The sequence below is a fragment of the Cognatishimia sp. SS12 genome (assembly GCF_028369055.1).
GTDB lineage: Bacteria > Pseudomonadota > Alphaproteobacteria > Rhodobacterales > Rhodobacteraceae > Cognatishimia.
Genome location: NZ_JAQNCZ010000002.1, coordinates 92,956 through 112,286 on the forward strand (window position 1 = coordinate 92,956; position 19,331 = coordinate 112,286).

General features: G+C 59.1%; 17 protein-coding genes, 1 tRNA gene and 1 riboswitch. Of the genes, 12 read left to right on the top strand and 6 right to left on the bottom strand.

What is annotated here, in order from left to right; genetic code table 11:
* Positions 1-109 precede the first annotated feature (109 nt).
* The 3 genes from N6L24_RS05040 to N6L24_RS05050 are packed head-to-tail and all read left to right on the top strand — an operon-like array spanning position 110 to position 4,509.
* On the top strand, positions 110-1,318 hold the full coding sequence (locus tag N6L24_RS05040; RefSeq protein ID WP_271843571.1) for an acyl-CoA dehydrogenase: 1,209 nt from the start codon (positions 110-112) through the stop codon (positions 1,316-1,318).
* Positions 1,319-1,321: 3 nt separating this feature from the next.
* Complete coding sequence (locus tag N6L24_RS05045) at positions 1,322-3,505, top strand: dehydrogenase E1 component subunit alpha/beta (protein WP_271843572.1); 2,184 nt, start codon at positions 1,322-1,324, stop codon at positions 3,503-3,505.
* Positions 3,502-4,509 carry an ACP S-malonyltransferase gene (locus N6L24_RS05050; RefSeq protein WP_271843573.1) on the top strand — a complete coding sequence of 336 codons (1,008 nt, stop codon included), beginning with the start codon at positions 3,502-3,504 and terminating at the stop codon, positions 4,507-4,509. Before N6L24_RS05045 ends, N6L24_RS05050 begins: the two co-directional genes overlap by 4 nt.
* An 8-nt stretch (positions 4,510-4,517) precedes the next feature.
* Here N6L24_RS05050 and pncB read toward each other — a convergent pair whose 3' ends face one another.
* Entirely contained in the window at positions 4,518-5,810 is a 1,293-nt protein-coding gene (gene pncB, locus N6L24_RS05055) for a nicotinate phosphoribosyltransferase (RefSeq protein ID WP_271843574.1), read from the bottom strand.
* A 40-nt stretch (positions 5,811-5,850) separates the two neighbouring features.
* Positions 5,851-6,447, bottom strand: a complete 597-nt coding sequence (pncA, locus tag N6L24_RS05060; RefSeq protein ID WP_271843575.1) for a bifunctional nicotinamidase/pyrazinamidase — start codon at positions 6,445-6,447, stop codon at positions 5,851-5,853.
* 96 nt (positions 6,448-6,543) lie between these two features.
* Between pncA and trhO the strand changes: the two genes are divergently transcribed.
* Together trhO and N6L24_RS05070 are read left to right on the top strand one after the other, a co-directional pair.
* Positions 6,544-7,452: an oxygen-dependent tRNA uridine(34) hydroxylase TrhO gene (gene trhO / locus N6L24_RS05065; RefSeq protein WP_271843576.1), complete on the top strand. Its 909-nt coding sequence runs from the start codon at positions 6,544-6,546 to the stop codon at positions 7,450-7,452.
* A 46-nt stretch (positions 7,453-7,498) separates the two neighbouring features.
* Positions 7,499-8,653, top strand: a complete 1,155-nt coding sequence (locus N6L24_RS05070) for a winged helix-turn-helix domain-containing protein (protein WP_271843577.1) — start codon at positions 7,499-7,501, stop codon at positions 8,651-8,653.
* 48 nt (positions 8,654-8,701) lie between these two features.
* Here the strand turns inward: N6L24_RS05070 and N6L24_RS05075 are convergent, their stop codons facing one another.
* Positions 8,702-10,840, bottom strand: coding sequence for a putative bifunctional diguanylate cyclase/phosphodiesterase (locus N6L24_RS05075; protein WP_271843578.1), 2,139 nt, complete (start codon positions 10,838-10,840; stop codon positions 8,702-8,704).
* 283 nt (positions 10,841-11,123) lie between these two features.
* Between N6L24_RS05075 and N6L24_RS05080 the strand changes: the two genes are divergently transcribed.
* Positions 11,124-12,104: an ABC transporter substrate-binding protein gene (locus N6L24_RS05080; protein WP_271843579.1), complete on the top strand. Its 981-nt coding sequence runs from the start codon at positions 11,124-11,126 to the stop codon at positions 12,102-12,104.
* Positions 12,105-12,251: 147 nt separating this feature from the next.
* Here N6L24_RS05080 and N6L24_RS05085 read toward each other — a convergent pair.
* Positions 12,252-12,327: transfer RNA gene (locus N6L24_RS05085), tRNA-Lys, on the bottom strand.
* A 114-nt stretch (positions 12,328-12,441) separates the two neighbouring features.
* Here N6L24_RS05085 and dapF point away from each other — a divergent pair.
* The 3 genes from dapF to N6L24_RS05100 are packed head-to-tail and all read left to right on the top strand — an operon-like array spanning position 12,442 to position 15,157.
* Complete coding sequence (dapF, locus tag N6L24_RS05090; protein WP_271843580.1) at positions 12,442-13,272, top strand: diaminopimelate epimerase; 831 nt, start codon at positions 12,442-12,444, stop codon at positions 13,270-13,272.
* Positions 13,269-14,528 carry a tRNA (N(6)-L-threonylcarbamoyladenosine(37)-C(2))-methylthiotransferase MtaB gene (gene mtaB, locus N6L24_RS05095; protein ID WP_271843581.1) on the top strand — a complete coding sequence of 420 codons (1,260 nt, stop codon included), beginning with the start codon at positions 13,269-13,271 and terminating at the stop codon, positions 14,526-14,528. Before dapF ends, mtaB begins: the two co-directional genes overlap by 4 nt.
* A complete protein-coding gene (locus N6L24_RS05100; protein WP_271843582.1) occupies positions 14,525-15,157 on the top strand; it encodes a glutathione S-transferase in 633 nt (210 codons plus the stop codon). Before mtaB ends, N6L24_RS05100 begins: the two co-directional genes overlap by 4 nt.
* Before the next feature lie 4 nt (positions 15,158-15,161).
* Here N6L24_RS05100 and N6L24_RS05105 read toward each other — a convergent pair whose 3' ends face one another.
* Positions 15,162-15,602, bottom strand: a complete 441-nt coding sequence (locus N6L24_RS05105) for a 6,7-dimethyl-8-ribityllumazine synthase (protein WP_271843583.1) — start codon at positions 15,600-15,602, stop codon at positions 15,162-15,164.
* 80 nt (positions 15,603-15,682) lie between these two features.
* Positions 15,683-15,826, bottom strand: a riboswitch (FMN riboswitch).
* Positions 15,827-15,899: 73 nt separating this feature from the next.
* On the opposite strand from N6L24_RS05105, the gene N6L24_RS05110 reads away from it, so the two are divergent.
* Complete coding sequence (locus tag N6L24_RS05110) at positions 15,900-16,505, top strand: glutathione S-transferase (RefSeq protein WP_271843584.1); 606 nt, start codon at positions 15,900-15,902, stop codon at positions 16,503-16,505.
* Positions 16,506-16,562: 57 nt separating this feature from the next.
* Here N6L24_RS05110 and N6L24_RS05115 read toward each other — a convergent pair whose 3' ends face one another.
* Positions 16,563-17,219, bottom strand: coding sequence for an outer membrane protein (locus tag N6L24_RS05115; protein ID WP_271843585.1), 657 nt, complete (start codon positions 17,217-17,219; stop codon positions 16,563-16,565).
* A 218-nt stretch (positions 17,220-17,437) separates the two neighbouring features.
* Between N6L24_RS05115 and petA the strand changes: the two genes are divergently transcribed.
* Together petA and petB are read left to right on the top strand one after the other, a co-directional pair.
* A complete protein-coding gene (gene petA / locus N6L24_RS05120; RefSeq protein WP_271843586.1) occupies positions 17,438-17,995 on the top strand; it encodes a ubiquinol-cytochrome c reductase iron-sulfur subunit in 558 nt (185 codons plus the stop codon).
* An 11-nt stretch (positions 17,996-18,006) separates the two neighbouring features.
* Entirely contained in the window at positions 18,007-19,320 is a 1,314-nt protein-coding gene (petB, locus tag N6L24_RS05125) for a cytochrome b (protein ID WP_271843587.1), read from the top strand.
* Positions 19,321-19,331: the final 11 nt, after the last annotated feature.

Genomic DNA, 19,331 nt, shown 5'->3' on the forward strand with positions numbered 1-19,331 from the left:
TCCATTTTGGAAATAACTTATGCCAGTATATCGCTATTTTTCTGGCAATCACCCCGTTAGATTATGACAAAACGAATATTTTGTCCCCAGTCGACACCAAGGACCCGCCATGCGCCTCACCCCGAAAGATGCCCCCGACCTCAATCGATTTGATTGGCAGGACCCGCTGCTGCTGGAGCAGCAACTGACCGAAGATGAACGCTTGTTGCGCGATGCGGCGCGCAGCTATGCGCAAGACAAATTGCTGCCTGGGATCACGCAGGCCTTTGAAGAGGAGCGGACCGACCCAGAGATTTTTCGCAGCATGGGCGAAATGGGCCTATTGGGCACAACCATCCCCGAAACCTATGGCGGGCTGGGCACAAGCTATGTGGCCTATGGCCTTGTCGCGCGGGAAATTGAACGGGTGGATTCCGGCTATCGCTCGATGATGTCGGTGCAAAGTTCGCTGGTGATGTATCCGATCTATGCCTATGGGACCGAAGAGCAGCGCGTGAAATACCTACCCAAATTGGCCAGCGGCGAATGGATCGGCTGTTTTGGCCTGACAGAACCGGATGCCGGATCTGACCCCGGCAGCATGAAAACCACCGCCCGCAAGACCGACGCAGGATATGTGCTGAACGGGCAAAAGATGTGGATATCCAACGCGCCGATTGCCGATGTCTTTGTCGTTTGGGCCAAATCAGATGCCCATGGCGGCAAGATCAAAGGCTTTGTCATCGACAAGGGCACCCCCGGCCTCTCCGCCCCGAAAATCCGCAACAAGGCCAGTCTGCGCGCTTCGATCACCGGCGAAATCGTTATGGATAATGTCGAGGTGCCAGACACCGCGCTGTTGCCCGAAGTCGCGGGCCTTAAGGGGCCGTTTGGCTGCCTCAACCGCGCGCGCTATGGCATTGCCTGGGGCGCGATGGGGGCCGCCGAATTCTGCTGGCAGGCGGCGCGGCAATATGGGCTGGATCGCAGGCAATTTGGCAAACCGCTGGCCGCGACGCAGCTGTTTCAACTGAAGCTTGCCAATATGCAGACCGAAATTGCCCTTGGGCTGCAGGCGGCTTTGCAAGTGGGACGCCTGATGGATGCCGCGCAGGCGGCGCCGGAAATGATCTCGCTGATCAAGCGCAACAACTGCGGCAAGGCGCTTGATGTCGCCCGCGCGGCGCGTGACATGCACGGGGGCAACGGCATCTCGCTGGAGTTCCACGTGATCCGCCACATGCTCAATCTGGAAACGGTCAACACCTATGAGGGCACGCATGACGTGCACGCCCTGATCTTGGGGCGAGCCCAGACTGACCTACAGGCCTTTGTCTGACCGATGGATCGCGCGGATGTCGTAGATCAGGCTTTTCGCCGGCGGCTGTTGGCGGGCGATTTTCCAGAAGGGGAGCCCCCCAGCGGGTCGCTTTCAGCCCCCCAGGCGCTGGCGATCTTTCGCGCACAATGTCTTAGCCGCAATCTGGATCGGCGCGCGCGAAAAATGCAGGCCGAGGGACAAGGGTTTTATACCATCGGCTCCTCGGGTCACGAAGGCATGGCCGCCCTGGCCGCCGCATTGCGCCCCGATGACATGGCGTTTTTGCATTATCGGGACGGCGCGTTTCAGACCATGCGGTCCTATCAAGTACCCGGTGTCAGCCCGACTTGGGACATGCTGCTGTCTTTTGCCACCGCCCGCGAGGACCCAATTTCGGGTGGGCGACACAAGGTGCTCGGCTCCAAGGCGCTGAATATTCCGCCGCAAACCTCAACCATCGCCAGTCACCTGCCCAAAGCCGTCGGCGCGGCCTATTCCATCGGGCTGACCAAACGCCTGGCGCTGGCAGACACGCCCCTCGCCGATGACAGCCTAATTTGCTGCTCGTTTGGCGATGCCTCTGCCAATCATTCCACCGCATTGGGGGCCATCAACGCCGCAAGCTGGGCGGCCTATCAGTCAGTGCCCATGCCATTGCTGTTTGTCTGCGAGGACAACGGGATTGGCATCTCGACACGCACACCGCGCGGCTGGATCGCCGCGAATTTCCAACACAAGCCCGGGCTGAGATACATGGCCGCCGATGGGCTGGATCTCTTCGAGACATATGAGGTGGCTGCGAAGGCCGTTAACCATGTGCGCCGAAGCCGCAAACCGGTGTTTTTGCACCTGCGCACCGTGCGGCTCTACGGGCACGCTGGATCTGATGTGCAGCAGGCCTATCTGCCGCGTGATGTCTTTGAAGACTGGGAAGCGGATGATCCGCTGCTGCATTCTGCGCGCTTGCTGATCGCGGCGGGGGTGGCGGATGCCGCCGACCTACTCTCCATCTACACAGACACCGAGGCGCAATGCACGCGGGTGGCACGCGAAGTCTGCAAACGCCCCCGCCTGCGAACCGCAGACCAGGTCATGCAAAGCCTGATCCCGCCCGCGCGGCCCGCAGCCAGCTCCAATGGCCCCAGCCCAGAGGCCCGGATGAAGGCCTTTGGCGCGGATGCCAAGATGCTCAGCACGCCGCAACCGATGTCGCGCCTGATCAACTGGGCCCTGACCGATCTGATGCTGACGCATCCAAACATCGTGATGATGGGCGAAGATGTGGGGCGCAAAGGCGGCGTCTATGGCGTCACACAAAAGCTGGCCGACCGGTTTGGCGCAGATCGTGTGATCGACACGCTGCTGGACGAACAATCCATTCTGGGTCTGGCGATTGGCATGGCCCACAATGGCGTTCTTCCGATCCCGGAAATCCAGTTCCTAGCCTATCTGCACAACGCCGAAGACCAATTGCGCGGCGAGGCGGCGACATTGTCCTTTTTCTCGGACGGTCAATTCACCAACCCGATGGTGCTGCGGATCGCGGGTCTGGGCTATCAAAAGGGCTTTGGGGGGCACTTTCACAACGACAATTCGCTGGCCGTGCTGCGCGATATCCCTGGCATCATTCTGGCCTGCCCGTCGCGGGGCGATGACGCAGCCAAAATGTTGCGTGAATGCCTGCGTCTGGCGCAAGAAGAACAGCGCGTTGTCGTGTTTGTAGAGCCGATCGCGCTGTACCCGATGCGCGATTTGCACACCGACAAAGACGGCGGCTGGATGGCCCCCTATCCGGCACCGGACCTGCGCATTCCTTTTGGGCAGGTCGGTGTGACCGGCGACGGCCCCCTGGCCATCGTGACCTATGGCAATGGCCGATACCTGAGCACAAAGGCGCAGAATGCGCTCGCTGCTGAAGGTATCGACACACGGGTGATTGACCTGCGCTGGCTGGCCCCCCTGCCGGAAGAGAGCCTGATCGCAGCGCTGGAAGGCGCGCAAAACGTGCTGATCGTGGATGAATGCCGCCGCTCGGGCAACGTTTCCGAAGGGGTGATGACATTGCTGCAGGAAAAAGGACGATGGCCCCTGGCACGGCACGCGGCCGCCGACAGCTTTATTGCCACGGGCCCGGCCTTTGCCGCGACCATGCCCTCAGCTGACAGCATTGCAGACGCCGCCCGCGCGCTTTGGGGACGCCTATGAAACAGACCGCCATCGTCATCGCGCCCGGGCGCGGCACCTACAATAAAGCAGAGCTGGGCTATCTACGCCGCCATGGAGCACAGGCGGGTCTGATCGCAACCTTTAATGACAAGCGCCGCGCACTCGGGCAGCCCACGCTCAGCGCCTTGGATCGCGCCGACCGGTTTGACGCCGCCGTGCATACCCGCGGCGACAATGCCAGCGCGCTGATCTATGCCTGCGCCTATGCGGATTTTCTGTCGATTGATCGCGACCGCTTTGACATCATCGGTGTCACGGGCAATTCCATGGGCTGGTATATCGCGCTGAGCTGTGCCGGGGCGCTGTCGCCGACCGGTGGTTTTGACGTCGTGAACACCATGGGCGCGCTGATGCAGGACGCGATGATTGGCGGGCAGCTGATCTACCCCTACAGCGATGCCAATTGGCGGGGCGGGGCGGCAGAGCGCGCGACCGTGATGCAGCTGGCGGACGACATCGACGAGCGCAAGGATCATACCCTGCGCCTGTCGATCGACCTTGGCGGGTTATTGGTCTTGGCCGGGGACGAAGCGGGGCTTGCCGCCTTTGAAAGCGCGGCTCCAAAACGCGACCAACGCTTTCCAATGCGCCTGCCCAACCATGGGGCTTTTCACAGTGCCTTGCAGGTGCCCGTTGCCAAAAAAGGCCAAATTCAGCTGAAACAGTCTCTGTTTTCGCAACCGGATCTGCCGCTGATCGATGGGCGTGGTGGGCTTTGGCATTCTGGCAGCGCGGATCTTGCCGCGCTTTATGAATACACGCTCGGCCACCAAGTGACCGAACCTTATGACTTTGCCGCCGCCATCCGCATGGCCGCGCAGGAATTCTGCCCAGATGTGTTCATCATCCTGGGGCCCGGCAGCACATTGTCCGGCGCGGTTGCGCAATCGCTGATCCGCTGCGGGTGGAAGGGCTGGAAAGACAAAGCGGGTTTCCAAGCTGCGGAAAAATCCGAGCCGAGCCTGATTGTCATGGGCGGCTGAGGGAAGGTCTAAACAATGACCTCCTGTGCCGGCTGCGCCTTGGCGTCAAACACACGGCGATAGCGCGCAATCTCGTCGCTTGGCCCCATCGCTTTGTTCGGGTTGTCCGACAGTTTCACCGTTGGCTTGCCATTGGCGCTGACCGCCTTGCACACCAAGGAAAACGGCGCGAGTTGATCACCGGGCGTGAGACCCCGAAAATCATTGGTCAGCAAGGTGCCCCACCCGAAGGAGGGCTGAACGCGCCCGGCGAACTGGCCTTGCAACTCGCATATCTTATCGACATCCAGACCGTCGGAAAAAATCACCAGCTTGCGCGCCGGATCTTCGCCGCGGGCGCGCCACCAGGCAATCGCGCGCTCTGCGCCCTCGGCCGGATCGCCGGAATCTATACGAATCCCCGTCCAGCCCGCCAGCCAATCGGGCGCGCGCTCTAGAAAGCCTGCGGTGCCATAGGTGTCGGGCAGAATGATCCGCAGGTTGCCATCGTGTTCCTCATGCCAATCGGCCAACACCTGATAGGGGGCCTGCGCCAGCGCATCGTCGTCAGGTGCCAATGCGGCATAAACCATCGGCAATTCATGCGCGTTGGTACCAATCGCCTCCAGATCACGGTTCTTGGCAATCAAACAATTTGACGTGCCGATGAACTTGTCGCCCAGCCCCTCTAGCATCGCCTGCACCGCCCAGTCCTGCCACAGAAAGGAATGCCGCCGCCGGGTGCCGAAATCCGCAATCCGCAACCCATCCAGGCTGCGCAGCTTGCCGATTTTTTCCCAAAGTTTGGTCATGGCGCGGGCGTAGAGCACCTGCAATTCAAACCGGCCCATGTCGTTCAATACGGCGCGGCTGCGCAGTTCCATCAGAACCGACAGCGCCGGTATTTCCCACAGCATGACCTCGGGCCAGCTGCCTTCAAACGTCAACTCATACTGATCGCCCACGCGCTCAAGATGATAGGCTGGCAGGCGCAGGGTCTCAAACCACTCCATGAAATCCGGGCGGAACATCTGGCGCTTGCCGTAAAACGTATTGCCGCGCAGCCAGGTGCTTTCCCCGCGCGACAGAGACAAGGACCGCACATGATCAAGCTGCTCGCGCAGCTCACCCTCGTCAATCAGCTGCGCCAAGGGCACATGGCTGGACCGGTTGATCAACGAAAAGCGCACCTGCGTGTCCGGCTTGTTGCGAAACACGCTTTGACACATCAGAAGCTTGTAAAAATCCGTATCCAGAAGCGACCGCACAATCGGGTCAATCTTCCATCTGTGATTCCAAACACGTGCTGCGATATCAACCATAGATCCCCCTCGCCCCTGAGCGTCCTTTACTGACCGCTCATTAGGCCAGCGTGACGCCGGCCTGGCGCATCGCTGCGCGCGCGGCGTCAAGCGAGCCATCCATATCAATGGCGCGGCACAGATCTTGCCGCACGGTCACGTCAAACCCAAGGCGCGCCGCGTCTTGCGCCGAATAGTTCACACAAAAATCGGTGGCGAGGCCCACCAGTGTCAAGCCGGTCAGACCCCGGGTGCGCAGATACCCTTCAAGCCCGGTAGGCGTTTTGTGATCATTCTCAAAAAACGCAGAATAGCTGTCAATCGCTGGATTGAACCCTTTGCGCACGATCAAATCCGCAGGATCGGTGGCGAGCGCTTGGTGAAACGCCGCGCCCTGCGTGCCTTGCACGCAATGATCCGGCCAAAGCACCTGTGGCCCATAGGGCATCTCGGTCATCTCAAATGGCGCACGCCCGGCATGGCTGGACGCAAAAGACAGATGCCCGTCAGGGTGCCAGTCCTGCGTCAGAATCACAGCCTCAAATTGCGGCATGAGCGCGTTGATGCCAGCGATGATGTCATCGCCCCCCGTCACGGCCAAGGCACCGCCCGGACAAAAATCATTCTGAACATCAATGACAATCAATGCGTTAGACATGGCGCGCTCCTTCTCACACTTCATGCCTAGGTTGCCCTGCAGGCTGCGTCAACGCTGCCGCTTGCCCAAGAGTCGATTTGGGCGTATCTGGCGGCCATGTTTACCGTATGCGCTCTCTATCACTTCACCCAGTTCGACAACCCACCTGCCCTGCGCGGCCCGCTTCTTGAGCTGTGCCAGGCCGAGAATATCACCGGCACGCTGCTGTTGGCACACGAGGGCATCAACGGCACCATCGCCGGGCCGCGTAAAGGCATTGACGCGGTGATTGCGCATATTCAGTCCCTGCCCGGCTGCGCGGATTTCGAATGGAAGGAAAGCACGGCAAGCGCCAAGCCCTTCCCGCGCATGAAAGTGAAGCTGAAAAAAGAGATTGTGACCCTGGGCCAACCCAATGTCGATCCGACCGCGCATGTGGGCCATTATATTGACCCCAAAGATTGGAATGACCTCATTCAATCGCCGGATGTTGTCACTATTGATACCCGCAACGACTATGAGGTTGCCATCGGCACCTTCAAAGGTGCGGTTGACCCGGAAACCGAAACCTTCCGCGATTTTCCGGCCTGGTGGGAAGAAAACAAAGAGCGGTTTCACAACAAGCGCGTGGCGATGTTCTGCACCGGCGGCATTCGCTGTGAAAAGTCAACAAACTATCTGCTCGGGCAAGGCGTTGAAGACGTCTATCACCTCAAGGGCGGCATTCTGAAATACCTCGAAGAAGTGCCGCAGGACGAGAGCACCTGGGAAGGGGAATGCTTTGTGTTTGATGGGCGCGTCTCTGTCGGGCACGGGCTGAAAGAAGGTCCGCACCTTCTGTGCCACGCTTGTCGCCGACCGATCATGCCCGACGATCAGAACCGCCCAGAATTTGAAAGCGGCGTCAGCTGTCATCAATGTATCAACGAAACCTCTGAGCGTGACAAAACCCGGTTCCGCGAGCGTCAAAAGCAGATGGAACTCGCCCGCGCCCGCGGCGAACAGCACATCATCGGCTTGGATTGATCTGACCGGCCTTCTCGGGTTTCATGCCCCCAGATTGTGAGGGCAGATGCAGACCATACCCGTCATTTCCAATAAGCAGGCGCGCCGCCTGTGGCTGAGCACAAATCTGCTTTTGCAAGCGCCCACCGGGCCGCTGGATGTCTATGGCATTATCCATTCTTTAGGGTTTGTGCAGCTTGACACCATTCAGGTTGTCGCGCGCGCGCACCACCATATTCTCTGGAGCCGCAATCAGGCGTATCGAGAGCACATGCTAAACCCGCTCTTGGCGGATGAACGGCGCGTTTTCGAACATTTCACCCATGACGCCAGCGTCATTCCGATGGAATTTCTGCCCATGTGGCAGCGGCAATTTCAGCGATTTCGCGCGAAATTCGCAAATAATGGCTGGTTCAAAAACATGTCCGGCCCCAAAGAGCGTGCCGCCATCAAGGCCCGTATCGCGGCCGAAGGCGCGCTGTCGACCCATGCATTTGACTCGGCCACAGAACGCCCAAAGGAAATGTGGGCACGCCCAGCGCATAAAAAGGCGCTCGATTACATGTGGTATGTCGGCGAACTGGCGACCTGCCATCGCCGCGATTTTGTAAAATTCTACAATCTGCCTGAGAATGTGTTTCCCGATCACAGAGGGACCAGCCCGCTCACTGATGCTGCGCAGCTGGACTGGCTGTGTCGCGCGGCGCTCATGCGCCTCGGTTTCGGCACACAGGGTGAGGTGCAGCGGTTTTGGGACGCGGCCAGCGCCAAAGAGATCAAGGGATGGCTTGGCACGGCGCTTCCGCGCGAAGTCATGATCGAAGGCGCCGATGGCAGCCTGACCCGCAGTTTTGCGGCCGATGATATCGAAGCGCGCCTTGATGCGCTGACACCGCCCAGCACCCGCCTGCGCATTCTAAACCCCTTTGATCCGGCCGTGCGCGACCGCGCGCGGCTTGAACGGCTCTTTGGGTTTGAATATCGCAACGAAATGTTCGTCCCCGCCGCCAAACGCAAGTGGGGCTATTACGTTTACCCGATTTTGGAAGGTGATCGGTTTGTTGGGCGTATCGAACTTAAGGCAGAGCGCAAATCCAGCACGCTGACGGTTGTAAATTTCTGGTCAGAACCCGGTGTTCGTTGGTCCACCGCGCGTCAAAGCAAACTCGACAGCGAGCTTCGGCGTCTTGCGCGATTTGTTGGATGCCAGACCCTCGCCTGACCAAGCCGGTCCCTGTCACCAACGGTGCCAAGCGGCATCAGCATCGCGCTAGGAGGCTTGGCTTTGCGCGCCCATCTCCAGAAGCGCGTCAAGCGAGATGGGACGATAGTGCACATACCCTTGTTGCACCGGACAGCCGATCTTGACCATGATCTGCGCCGCTTCAGTTGTCTCAACCCCCTCGGCGATCACGTCCATATCAAGCAGTTTCGCAATTTCGATCACGTTTTTGCACAGCTCGCGCTGGCCTTTCTGTTGGCCCAGCGGCATGACCAATTCGCGCGCAATTTTCAACCGCTGGGGCCGGATCGCCATCAGCGCCATGATAGAGCTGCGCCCAGTGCCAAAATCGTCGATATGGATCTCAACCCCCGCGTCGCGCAGCGTATCAAGGTGCCAAAGCACAAGATCGTCGGGCTGATCGAGAAAGGCGGTTTCCAGCAACTCGACAACAAGGTTTACCCCTGTCGCGCCAGCGATATCGACAACGCGGGTCACATAATCCACATCTCTGAGGTTTTCGCCGGTCACGTTAAACGACATTTTTGGCACGACATCCGGATTGGCCAATAAAAACGCCTGTATTTTGTCCAGAATGATCATGTCGATCTTCTTGATCAGCCCGGTTTTTTCCGCGATATCCATAAACCCGCCCGGCGCAACGACCTTGCCGTCGTCCTGCACCCAGCGCGCCAAGGCTTCGGCCCCGACGACCTCCCCGGTGCGTGCATCCACCTGAGGCTGCACATAAGGCTCAAATGCGCGCTCTTCGACCGCATGCAGCAATGCCTGAACCGAAAGGCGTTTTTCCTCGGCAATTGCGCGAATTTCCGGCGTCGACGCGACCGTCCGATTGCGCCCAGAGAATTTCGCTTCATAAAGCGCGTCATCCGCCGCCGACACCAGAACATCAGGTCGGGCAACGGATCGGAAATCGCTGAAAGATGCGGTGCCAATACTAACAGTGATCCGCCGCGCAACGGTCGAATGCTGGTGTTCGATATTGGCTGCCTCAAGCGCACGGTGCACCGCATGGGCGACGTCATTTGCCGTCACCGAAGCGGACATGACAATGCCAACAAACTCCTCGCCCCCATAGCGGGCCAGGAAACACCCCATCCTCTGGGCGACGGACCGCAAAATATCAGCGAGCGTCGCCAGCGCCTTATCGCCAGCCTGATGACCGTAAAAATCATTATAGGCCTTAAAGTGATCAACATCGATCAACACAACCTCAAGCGGCCCATTGGTTTTCACTGCCTTTTCATAAGCCTTGGCAAAATAACGATCAAACGACGCGCGGTTTTTCAGCCCGGTCAGACCGTCATGATCCGCCAGATGTTGCAGGCGCTCGTTGGCCTCTTCGAGTTTTTGAGTGCGGTCTGAGACCGCTTGAGAAAGCTCGCTATTATCAACCAGCACACTGTCATGAGACTCTTGCAGGACCTTCAGTGCAGAATTGGACAGGGCGGTCAGTTCGCTAAAGCGCTGGTGCAGCCCATCGACTTCGGTCGCGCGCAGAATGCCGCGCACAAGCGGCAAGTGCAGGCCGCCATCGCCGGGCCGCCACTGTGCCATCACCTGGTTCAACCTCGCGATCTGGCGTGCAAGCACGTTGAACACAAGCCAATACAACAGCACCCCAAAGGCAACATTCTTGCCCGTGGTGACAAGCACAAAGCTGAGCAGTCGTTCCAACACTTCGGGCGCAACAAGGGATCTGTCGATTGTGATCAGCATGCGACCAATGTCCTGGTCGCTGTTGATATCCCCCGGTGCGTGCAGGGGCCGTTCAAATGCGACAACGTCCGCGGCACCGATAAAACCGAGCTGCGGCAGCGTCGGCACAACTGTGCGCTGCTCATCCACCATGACATGGCCGCCATTAAAGATCTGAACGTGCGTCACGGCGTTTTGCAGCATCAGCCCGCGAACAACCTGCACGGCCGCCTGTTGATCATAGTCATAGACCGCAGAGGCCGCGGAGGGCACCGCACTGGTCAGAACATCTAGCACCCGGCTTTCCAGCGCCAGCTTCTCCCTTTGCAGATCCCCCGCAAATGTGATGAGAGACGCCAACAACCCCAGCAAGAACGCCAGCGCCAATGTCCGGCGCAGCAGCGCCTTGCTCAGCGATCGCTGGGGCTTGGCCCCATTACCCGTGGGCCGCGCGCTAAGCATCATCATACTCAAGCAGCTCAAGGCACGATATCCGCGCGGCATCCCGGGCTGTGCGGCGGGCGATATATTGGGCCTGGCAGGGCAACACAGACGACGGAAGTCGCGCTATCAAACCCCAATCTTCACAGGCCGTATTCCGAATTTTGCAATCGCGCGCACAACAGGTCATAGCGCGACGCTAGCGCCAAGACCCTAACAATCGCTTAGTAAGCGCGCGGCAGATGTTCACCGACTGTAAAGATATCAGACCTAGCTTTGGGCGCATGTTTATTTCGAATGGTGGACCCCGATGAAAAAAATGATGACCGTCCTCGCCCCGTCAATTGCCCTGGTCGCGGGTTTCGTTTCAACGATCGCCGTCAGCGCCCTGCCGGCCGCCGCCGAACAAGCGCAGGTCGTGATGCTGACCTGGCGTGGTGACACGCCGGCGGAACAGGGCTTTCGTCAGGGGTTAAGTGACGCCGGCGTGGATGCCGCGATCACGAGCTTTGATGCAAACCGCGACCGTACCGCGCTGGCCGGCTATATTCGCGACAATCTGGACCAGCTGACCAAAGCAGACGTGGTCTATACCTTTGGCACAACGACCTCACAGGTGTTGCACACCGCCGGGGGCGGCCAGACAAAGCATGTGTTCAATATTGTCAGCGATCCGGTGGCGGCCGGCATCGTGAATTCGCTTGATCAACCCGGCGGTTGGGTCACAGGCACAACACATGTGGTGCCGCTGGACGTGGCATTTGACCTGATCAACAAGGTGAAGCCTTTCCAAACCATCGGCTTTCTGTTTGACCCAAACGAAGAGAACACCGTGGTGCAAATGCGCACCGCAACCCGCGTGCTTGAGGGTATGGGCAAAACGATAAAGCCCATTCGCATCGTCCCCGAAGAAGGCATCCTGAGCCAACAGGAAGACCGGCTGGACCAAGAATTAGAGGGCCTTGATCTGCTATACGTGCCATCCGCATCCTCATTGATCGCCAATGCAGATGCCGTCTTTGAGGCGCTTCCCAAGGACATCTTTATTGTCGGTGCTGTCGGGCGATATGTCGAGGCGGGTGCCGCCATTGCCTTGGGCCCGGATTATTTTGAACGCGGTATCGCCACGGCCCGCTCTGCCATTCAAATCCTGAATGGGGCAGACCCCGGCGCGATCCCCGTCAATCGCGTCAACATGGATGGCGTCAACCTTGTCGTCAAAGACGGCAGCGCGGATCAATACGGGCTGGACTTTTCGCAGGTCCCTGTTTCGATTACGGCGCTGCCCTAAGGCGGCGCAGGGCGCAGCCTGACACCATGGATCACCTGGGCGGCACCGATCTGCGGTGCCGTCTTGCCCTGCCTCACCACAATAAAAGAACCCGTATTTGCAAACGCAAAAGGCCTAGGCATTTCTGCCTAGGCCTTTTTTGCAAAGTGGTGAGCCGTGAAGGGTTCGAACCTTCGACCTACTGATTAAAAGTCAGTTGCTCTACCAACTGAGCTAACGGCCCACATCGCTGTGCGTGGGGGGCTTCTAAGAAGAACGGCGCAGAGGGTCAACCCAAAAAGTCACAAAAATTCGCCGTGGCTGGAAATAGCGGATCAGCACCGTTATATGCGCGTTTATGACAGAAACGCGACGCACTATTAAATTTGAGAAAATGCACGGTCTGGGCAATGATTTCGTGGTCATTGACGCACGCCATGACCCTGACGGGCTGAGCCCAGCTTTGGTCACGGCAATTGCCGATCGGCACCGCGGCGTCGGCTTTGACCAGCTGGCCGTCATCGAATCGGGTGCGGCTGACGCGCATCTTGTGTTTTACAACAGCGATGGCAGCACCTCTGCGGCCTGCGGCAACGCCACCCGCTGCATCGCGCGCAAACTGTTGAATGAGAACGGAAAATCCGAGCTGACGCTCACCACGGAACGCGGCACGCTTTATGCGCGCGAGGCGGGCGATGGGCTGGTCTCGGTCAATATGGGGCACCCGCAGCTGACATGGGATGACATCCCGCTTGCCCGCGACATGGACACGCTGCACCTGCCGCTTGAGGGCGGGCCGACGGCGACGGGTATGGGCAATCCGCATTGCACATTTTTTGTCGAGGACGCCGAGGCCGTTGACCTTGAGGTTCTGGGGCCGCGATTCGAAACCGATCCACTTTTCCCGGAGCGGACCAATGTCCAATTTGCGTCTCTGCGGGGCGAGAATCATCTGCGCATGCGGGTCTGGGAACGTGGCGTTGGCACCACGCTTGCCTCCGGCTCTTCCAGCTGCGCCACCGCCGTTGCCGCGGCGCGGCGCGGGCTGACCGGGCGCAAGGTGCGCATCGATCTGGATGGCGGCACGCTTCATATCAATTGGGCCGAAGATGGCGTCTGGATGACCGGCGCAACCATGCATGTGTTTTCGGGCGAATTCACGCTCGACTTTCTGGAGGCTGCGTCGTGACAGATGCGCCAAAATTCACCACGCTCGGCTGCCGCCTGAATGCCTATGAAACCGAGGCAATGAAAGAGCTGAGCCAGGCCGCCGGTCTGTCAAACGCCATCGTGGTGAACACCTGCGCCGTCACTGCCGAAGCGGTGCGCAAAGCGCGGCAGGAAATTCGCAAACTGCGCCGCGACAATCCCGCCGCCTCCATCATCGTCACGGGCTGCGCCGCCCAGACAGAGCCCGAGACATTTGCCCAGATGACCGAGGTGGACCGCGTCATCGGCAATACCGAAAAAATGCAGCCGGAAACCTGGCAGCGCATGGCCGGAGATTTCATCGGCGACACTGAAAAGGTGCAGGTGGATGACATCATGTCCGTCACCGAAACCGCCGGGCACCTGATCGACGGGTTTGGCACCCGCAGCCGCGCCTATGTGCAGGTGCAAAACGGCTGCGACCATCGCTGCACCTTTTGCATCATCCCTTATGGCCGCGGCAATTCTCGCTCTGTCCCGGCTGGCGTGGTTGTCGATCAGATCAAGCGTCTGGTCGACAAAGGGTTCAACGAGGTGGTGCTGACCGGCGTAGATCTGACCTCTTGGGGGGCGGATCTGCCTGCGCAGCCAAAGCTTGGCGATCTGGTGATGCGCATTCTCAAATTGGTGCCGGACCTGCCGCGCCTGCGCATCAGTTCAATCGATTCCATCGAGGTGGACGAAAACCTGATGCAAGCCATCGCGACAGAGCCGCGCCTGATGCCGCATCTGCATTTGTCGTTGCAACATGGCGATGATCTGATTCTCAAGCGTATGGCGCGCCGCCATCTGCGGGAAGATGCCATCCGCTTTACCCAAGAGGCGCGGAAACTACGGCCCGACATGACCTTTGGCGCGGATATCATCGCGGGCTTTCCCACTGAAAGTGACGCGCATTTTGAAAATTCGTTGAAACTGGTGACAGACTGCACCCTGACATGGCTGCATGTCTTTCCCTATTCCAAACGCGCCGGCACGCCGGCGGCGAAAATTCCCAATCAGGTGAACGGGGCCACCATAAAAACCCGCGCGGCAGCGCTGCGGGCCGCTGGCGATGCACAGGTGGCGGCCCATCTGAAATCGCAAATCGGCAAGACCCATCGCATCCTGATGGAAAATCCGCATATGGGCCGGACCGAACAATTTACCGAAGTGCGCTTTGACCTGCCGCAGGTTGAAGGCAGCATCGTGACCGCTGCCATCACCGGCACTCGCGGTGCGCAGCTGACCGCATGAGCGTGATCCTCTATAGCTTTCGGCGCTGCCCCTATGCGATGCGCGCCCGGCTGGCCATCGCGGCCTCTGGTGTGCAGGTCGAGCTGCGCGAAGTGTTGCTGCGCGACAAAGCACCTGAATTTCTAGCCGCCAGCCCCAGCGCAACGGTGCCCTGCCTGCAAACCCCGGACGCGGTGATTGATGAATCGCTCGACATCATGAAATGGGCCTTGCGGCAATGTGATCCCGAAGGATGGCTCGACATGCCAGAGGCGGGACATGACCTGATTGCCAAGGCAGACGGCCCCTTCAAAAAGGCGCTTGATCACACGAAATACGCGGTGCGCCATCCAGACAAAGACCCCGAGGCAGAGCGCGCCAAGGCGCATGAATTCCTGCACGCGCTTGACGCGCAGTTGACGGGCGCGTTTCTTTTTAACGATACGCCGAGCCTTGCGGATATGGCGATCCTGCCGTTTGTGCGGCAGTTCGCAAATATCGACAAGCCACGGTTTGACGCGCAGCCCTGGCCTAATCTTTCGCGCTGGCTCGAAGCCTTTGTCACATCTGAGGCCTTCGCGCGTATCATGTCGAAATACCCGATGTGGAAAGCGGGCGATCCGCCCACTTTCTTTTTATCAGAAACCTAAACCCCTAGGCGGCGGCTGACGCCACCGCATTGGGTTGCGTCACCATCAGGGCCGCACGCGCCGCTTCGCGGCCTTTTTCGACAAAATGCGCGCGATAGATCTGATTGTGATGATCGGTCTCTTGATACTGATGCGGGGTCAGGGACACCGACAGGACCGGCACCCCGGTGTCGAGCCCGGCCCGCATAAGCCCATCAACCACGGCCTGCGCCACAAAATCATGGCGATAGATGCCGCCATCGACAACAAAGGCCGCGCAGACCACCGCGCCATAGCGCCCCGATGCCGCGAGTTGTTTGGCCAAAAGCGGCATTTCAAAAGCGCCGGGCACGTCAAAGACATCCACCTGTTCGGCTGGAATAGTCTCGCAAAACCCGTCGAGCGCGCGGTCAACGATGTCGGCATGCCATTGCGCCTTGATGAAAGCAAATCGGGTGTGTGTCATTTCATTTCTCCTTCAGCAACTGACACGTCACCCAAGGCGATCACGAACACAAAGCCGCGCAGGAGCCCTGCACGTCTTTCCGTCGCTCTCTTTCATCCGGACTTTAACCGTCGGCTCTGGCCTCTCACCAGATCTGCTGACACGCGAACTTCGCGCCGCTCGCGGGCTTATGGCCTGCGCCACATACCGCCGGTGGGGAATTTCGCCCCGCCCTGAGAACGCGCGCACCTTGCCAATCCGTCCGGCAGCTTGCAACATCCAAAGTGACCCATGTGACGTAAAAAATAGAGAATAGTCATGAAGCTTCTATCCTCCGCCACCTCACCGTTTGGCCGCTTGGTCAAAGTCTTGCTGCACGAGACGGGGCAGTATGACTCCGTTGAGATCATCAGCCCGGCAACAACGCCCCTTGCGGTTGACCCGATCGTTCAGGCGGCCAACCCGGCTGGCAAGATCCCAGTTCTGCTGCGCCCGGACGGTCCGGCGATCTACGACAGCCGCGTGATCTGCCGCTATCTGGACGCACGGGCCGCGGCTGGCCTGTACCCCGAGGCACATCTTTGGGAGGTGCTGACACTGGAAGCCACGGCCTGCGCCATCATCGAGGCCGCGCTTTTGATGGTGTATGAAAAACGTCTGCGGCCAGACACGCAGCAAAGCGACGCCTGGATCGAGGCGCAATGGTCCAAGGTGACGGCCTCGGTGGCGACGCTCAATAGCAAATGGATGAGCCACCTGCAGGGGCAATTCACGATGGGCCACGTCGCCGTGGGCGTTGCGCTGGGATATCTGGATTTTCGCCATTCAGACCGCAATTGGCGGGCTGACAACACTGCTTTGGCCTTGTGGTATGCAGCGTTTTCCGAGCGCCCCTCAATGCAGGCCACGGTGCCACAAGAATAAGCCCCGCACAAAAAACCCCCGCCGTTGGCGGGGGTTTGTCGTGAAAGCGATGTGACCTCAGAAGCGGTAGCTGACGCCAAGGTTGATGGCGTTGGTCTTGAGGTCGGCATTGATTGTGCCGCCGCCATTCAGGTCAACGGTGTTTTGCGAATAGGTGAACTGATATTCCCCAAACGCGCTGATACGGTCGGTCAGGTCAATCGAAACGCCTGCCCCTACCCGCATGGCTGCGCCAGTGAGCTGATAGCCATAGGTATGGGCACCGCCGGTCGGCTCGATATCGACATGCGGCAAGGCCACGCCGACCCCGCCCAGAACGTAAGGCGTCAGGCGGCCATTCCACCACAGATCGTCCCAGCGGCGGTGCAAGTTGGCGGTGATGATGTTGTGCCCATCGCTGAATTCAAACCGATCCACGCCGAGCGCGGCCCGGTCAGCATCCGAGGCATAGCCTTTGGCATGGGTCAGCTCCAGGCCATAACCCCAGCCACTTTCGCGCCAGTAGACGGCGCGCGCACCGTAATACGGCGGCAGCTCAAAGCTGCGCCCTTCCAGTTTCATGGTGCGGTTCACCGGGGTGCCCGCAATATCGCCGGAAAAATTGCTGTGTGGCAGCGATTGGCTGCCAAGATACAGGCTGATTTCCATTTCAGCCGCCGCCGGAGTCGCCAGAATCACAAGCGCTGTGAGTGTGTGAAAGCCAAATTGCCGCATCGCGAACCTCATAAATACCAAATACGCGCGTCATATGCGCCAATACATCGCCTTTACATAGGTCGCAAGCGCGACAGATCAACGCTTTCCACCTGATCTTGTGAATGTGCGCTGGACGCAGTGTTTTCGCTTCGCTAATAAGCGATCCGGAGAGGCTGCGCATTGCGCGGCCCGAACCGGTATAGGCCAGTCCGGCCCAAAAAATTGGAGTAAACCTCGTGTCCCACGCAGAAGATCACGAAGGCACCCGGAGGGATTTCCTCTATTACGCCACCGCTGGCGCAGGTGCAGTGACCGCAGGCGCCGCTGTTTGGCCGCTGGTCAATCAGATGAACCCCTCCGCGGACGTTAAGGCTCTGGCCTCGATCCGTGTTGATACAGCCGGCATTGCGCCTGGCACTCAACTCACCGTCAAATGGCTCGGCAAACCGGTTTTCATCCGCCGCCGTACCCCGGAAGAGATCGAGGCGGCCCGCAATGTTGACCTCGGTGATCTGATCGACGGCGAAGCCCGCAACGCCAACGTTGGCGCCGCTGACGCCGCCGACGAAAACCGCGCCATGGACGAATCCGGCGAATGGCTGGTGATGATGGGCGTCTGTACCCATCTGGGCTGCGTCCCACTGGGTGACGGCGCTGGCGAGTTCGGCGGCTGGTTCTGCCCGTGCCACGGCTCGCATTACGACACATCCGGCCGTATCCGCAAAGGTCCGGCACCTGAAAACCTTCCTGTTCCTGTCGCTCGTTTCGAGGGCAGCGAACTGGTGCTTGGATAAGGAACGCGATCATGTCTGGTATTCCACACGATCACTACGAGCCAAAGTCTGGCATTGAGAAATGGGTCCACCACCGTCTTCCGGTTGTTGGCCTTCTCTATGACACTCTGATGATCCCAACTCCGAAAAACCTGAACTGGTGGTGGATCTGGGGCATTGTGCTGGCTTTCTGCCTGGCACTTCAAATCGTTACCGGCATCGTTCTGGTGATGCATTACACGCCGCATGTTGACATGGCCTTTGCCTCGGTTGAACACATCATGCGTGACGTGAACGGCGGCCATATGCTGCGGTATCTGCACGCAAACGGCGCATCTCTGTTCTTCCTTGCCGTTTACATCCACATGTTCCGCGGTCTTTTCTACGGTTCCTACAAGGCACCACGTGAAATCACCTGGATCATCGGGATGATCATCTACCTTCTGATGATGGCGACCGGCTTCATGGGCTATGTTCTGCCTTGGGGTCAGATGTCCTTCTGGGGTGCGACCGTTATCACCGGCCTGTTTGGCGCGATCCCGTTCATCGGCGAGTCGCTGCAGACCTTCCTGCTGGGTGGGCCTGCGGTTGATAACGCAACGCTGAACCGCTTCTTCTCGCTGCACTATCTGCTGCCGTTTGTGATTGCCGGCCTTGTGATTGTTCACATCTGGGCCTTCCACCACACTGGCAACAACAACCCAACTGGTGTTGAAGTGCGTCGCGGCTCCAAAGAAGAGGCCGAAAAAGACACGCTGCCGTTCTGGCCCTATTTCGTGATCAAAGACCTGTTCGCGCTGGGCGTGGTGCTGGTTGTGTTCTTTACCATCGTTGGCTTTATGCCAAACTACCTGGGCCACCCGGACAACTACATCGAAGCCAACCCGCTGGCGACACCGGCACACATCGTGCCTGAATGGTACTTCCTGCCGTTCTACGCCATCCTGCGGGCCTTTACCGGCGACGTTTGGGTTGTGATGTTCGCAAGCTGGATCACCGGCGGCATCATCGACGCGAAGTTCTTTGGGGTTCTGGCGATGTTCGGCGCGATCGCAGTTATGGCGCTGACCCCATGGCTGGACACGTCTAGTGTACGCTCGGGCCGTTTCCGCCCGATGTTCAAATGGTGGTACCGCCTGCTGGTGCTCGACTTCCTGGTCCTGATGTGGGCCGGTGCGATGCCAGCAGAGCCGCCTTACTCCACCATCTCGCTGATCGGCGCGACCTATTGGTTTGCTTACTTCCTCGTCATCCTGCCGCTGCTGGGTGTGATTGAGAAGCCAACCGAGGCCCCCGCGACAATCGAAGACGACTTTAATGCCCACTACGGCAAACCAGCCGAATAAGAGGATACAGG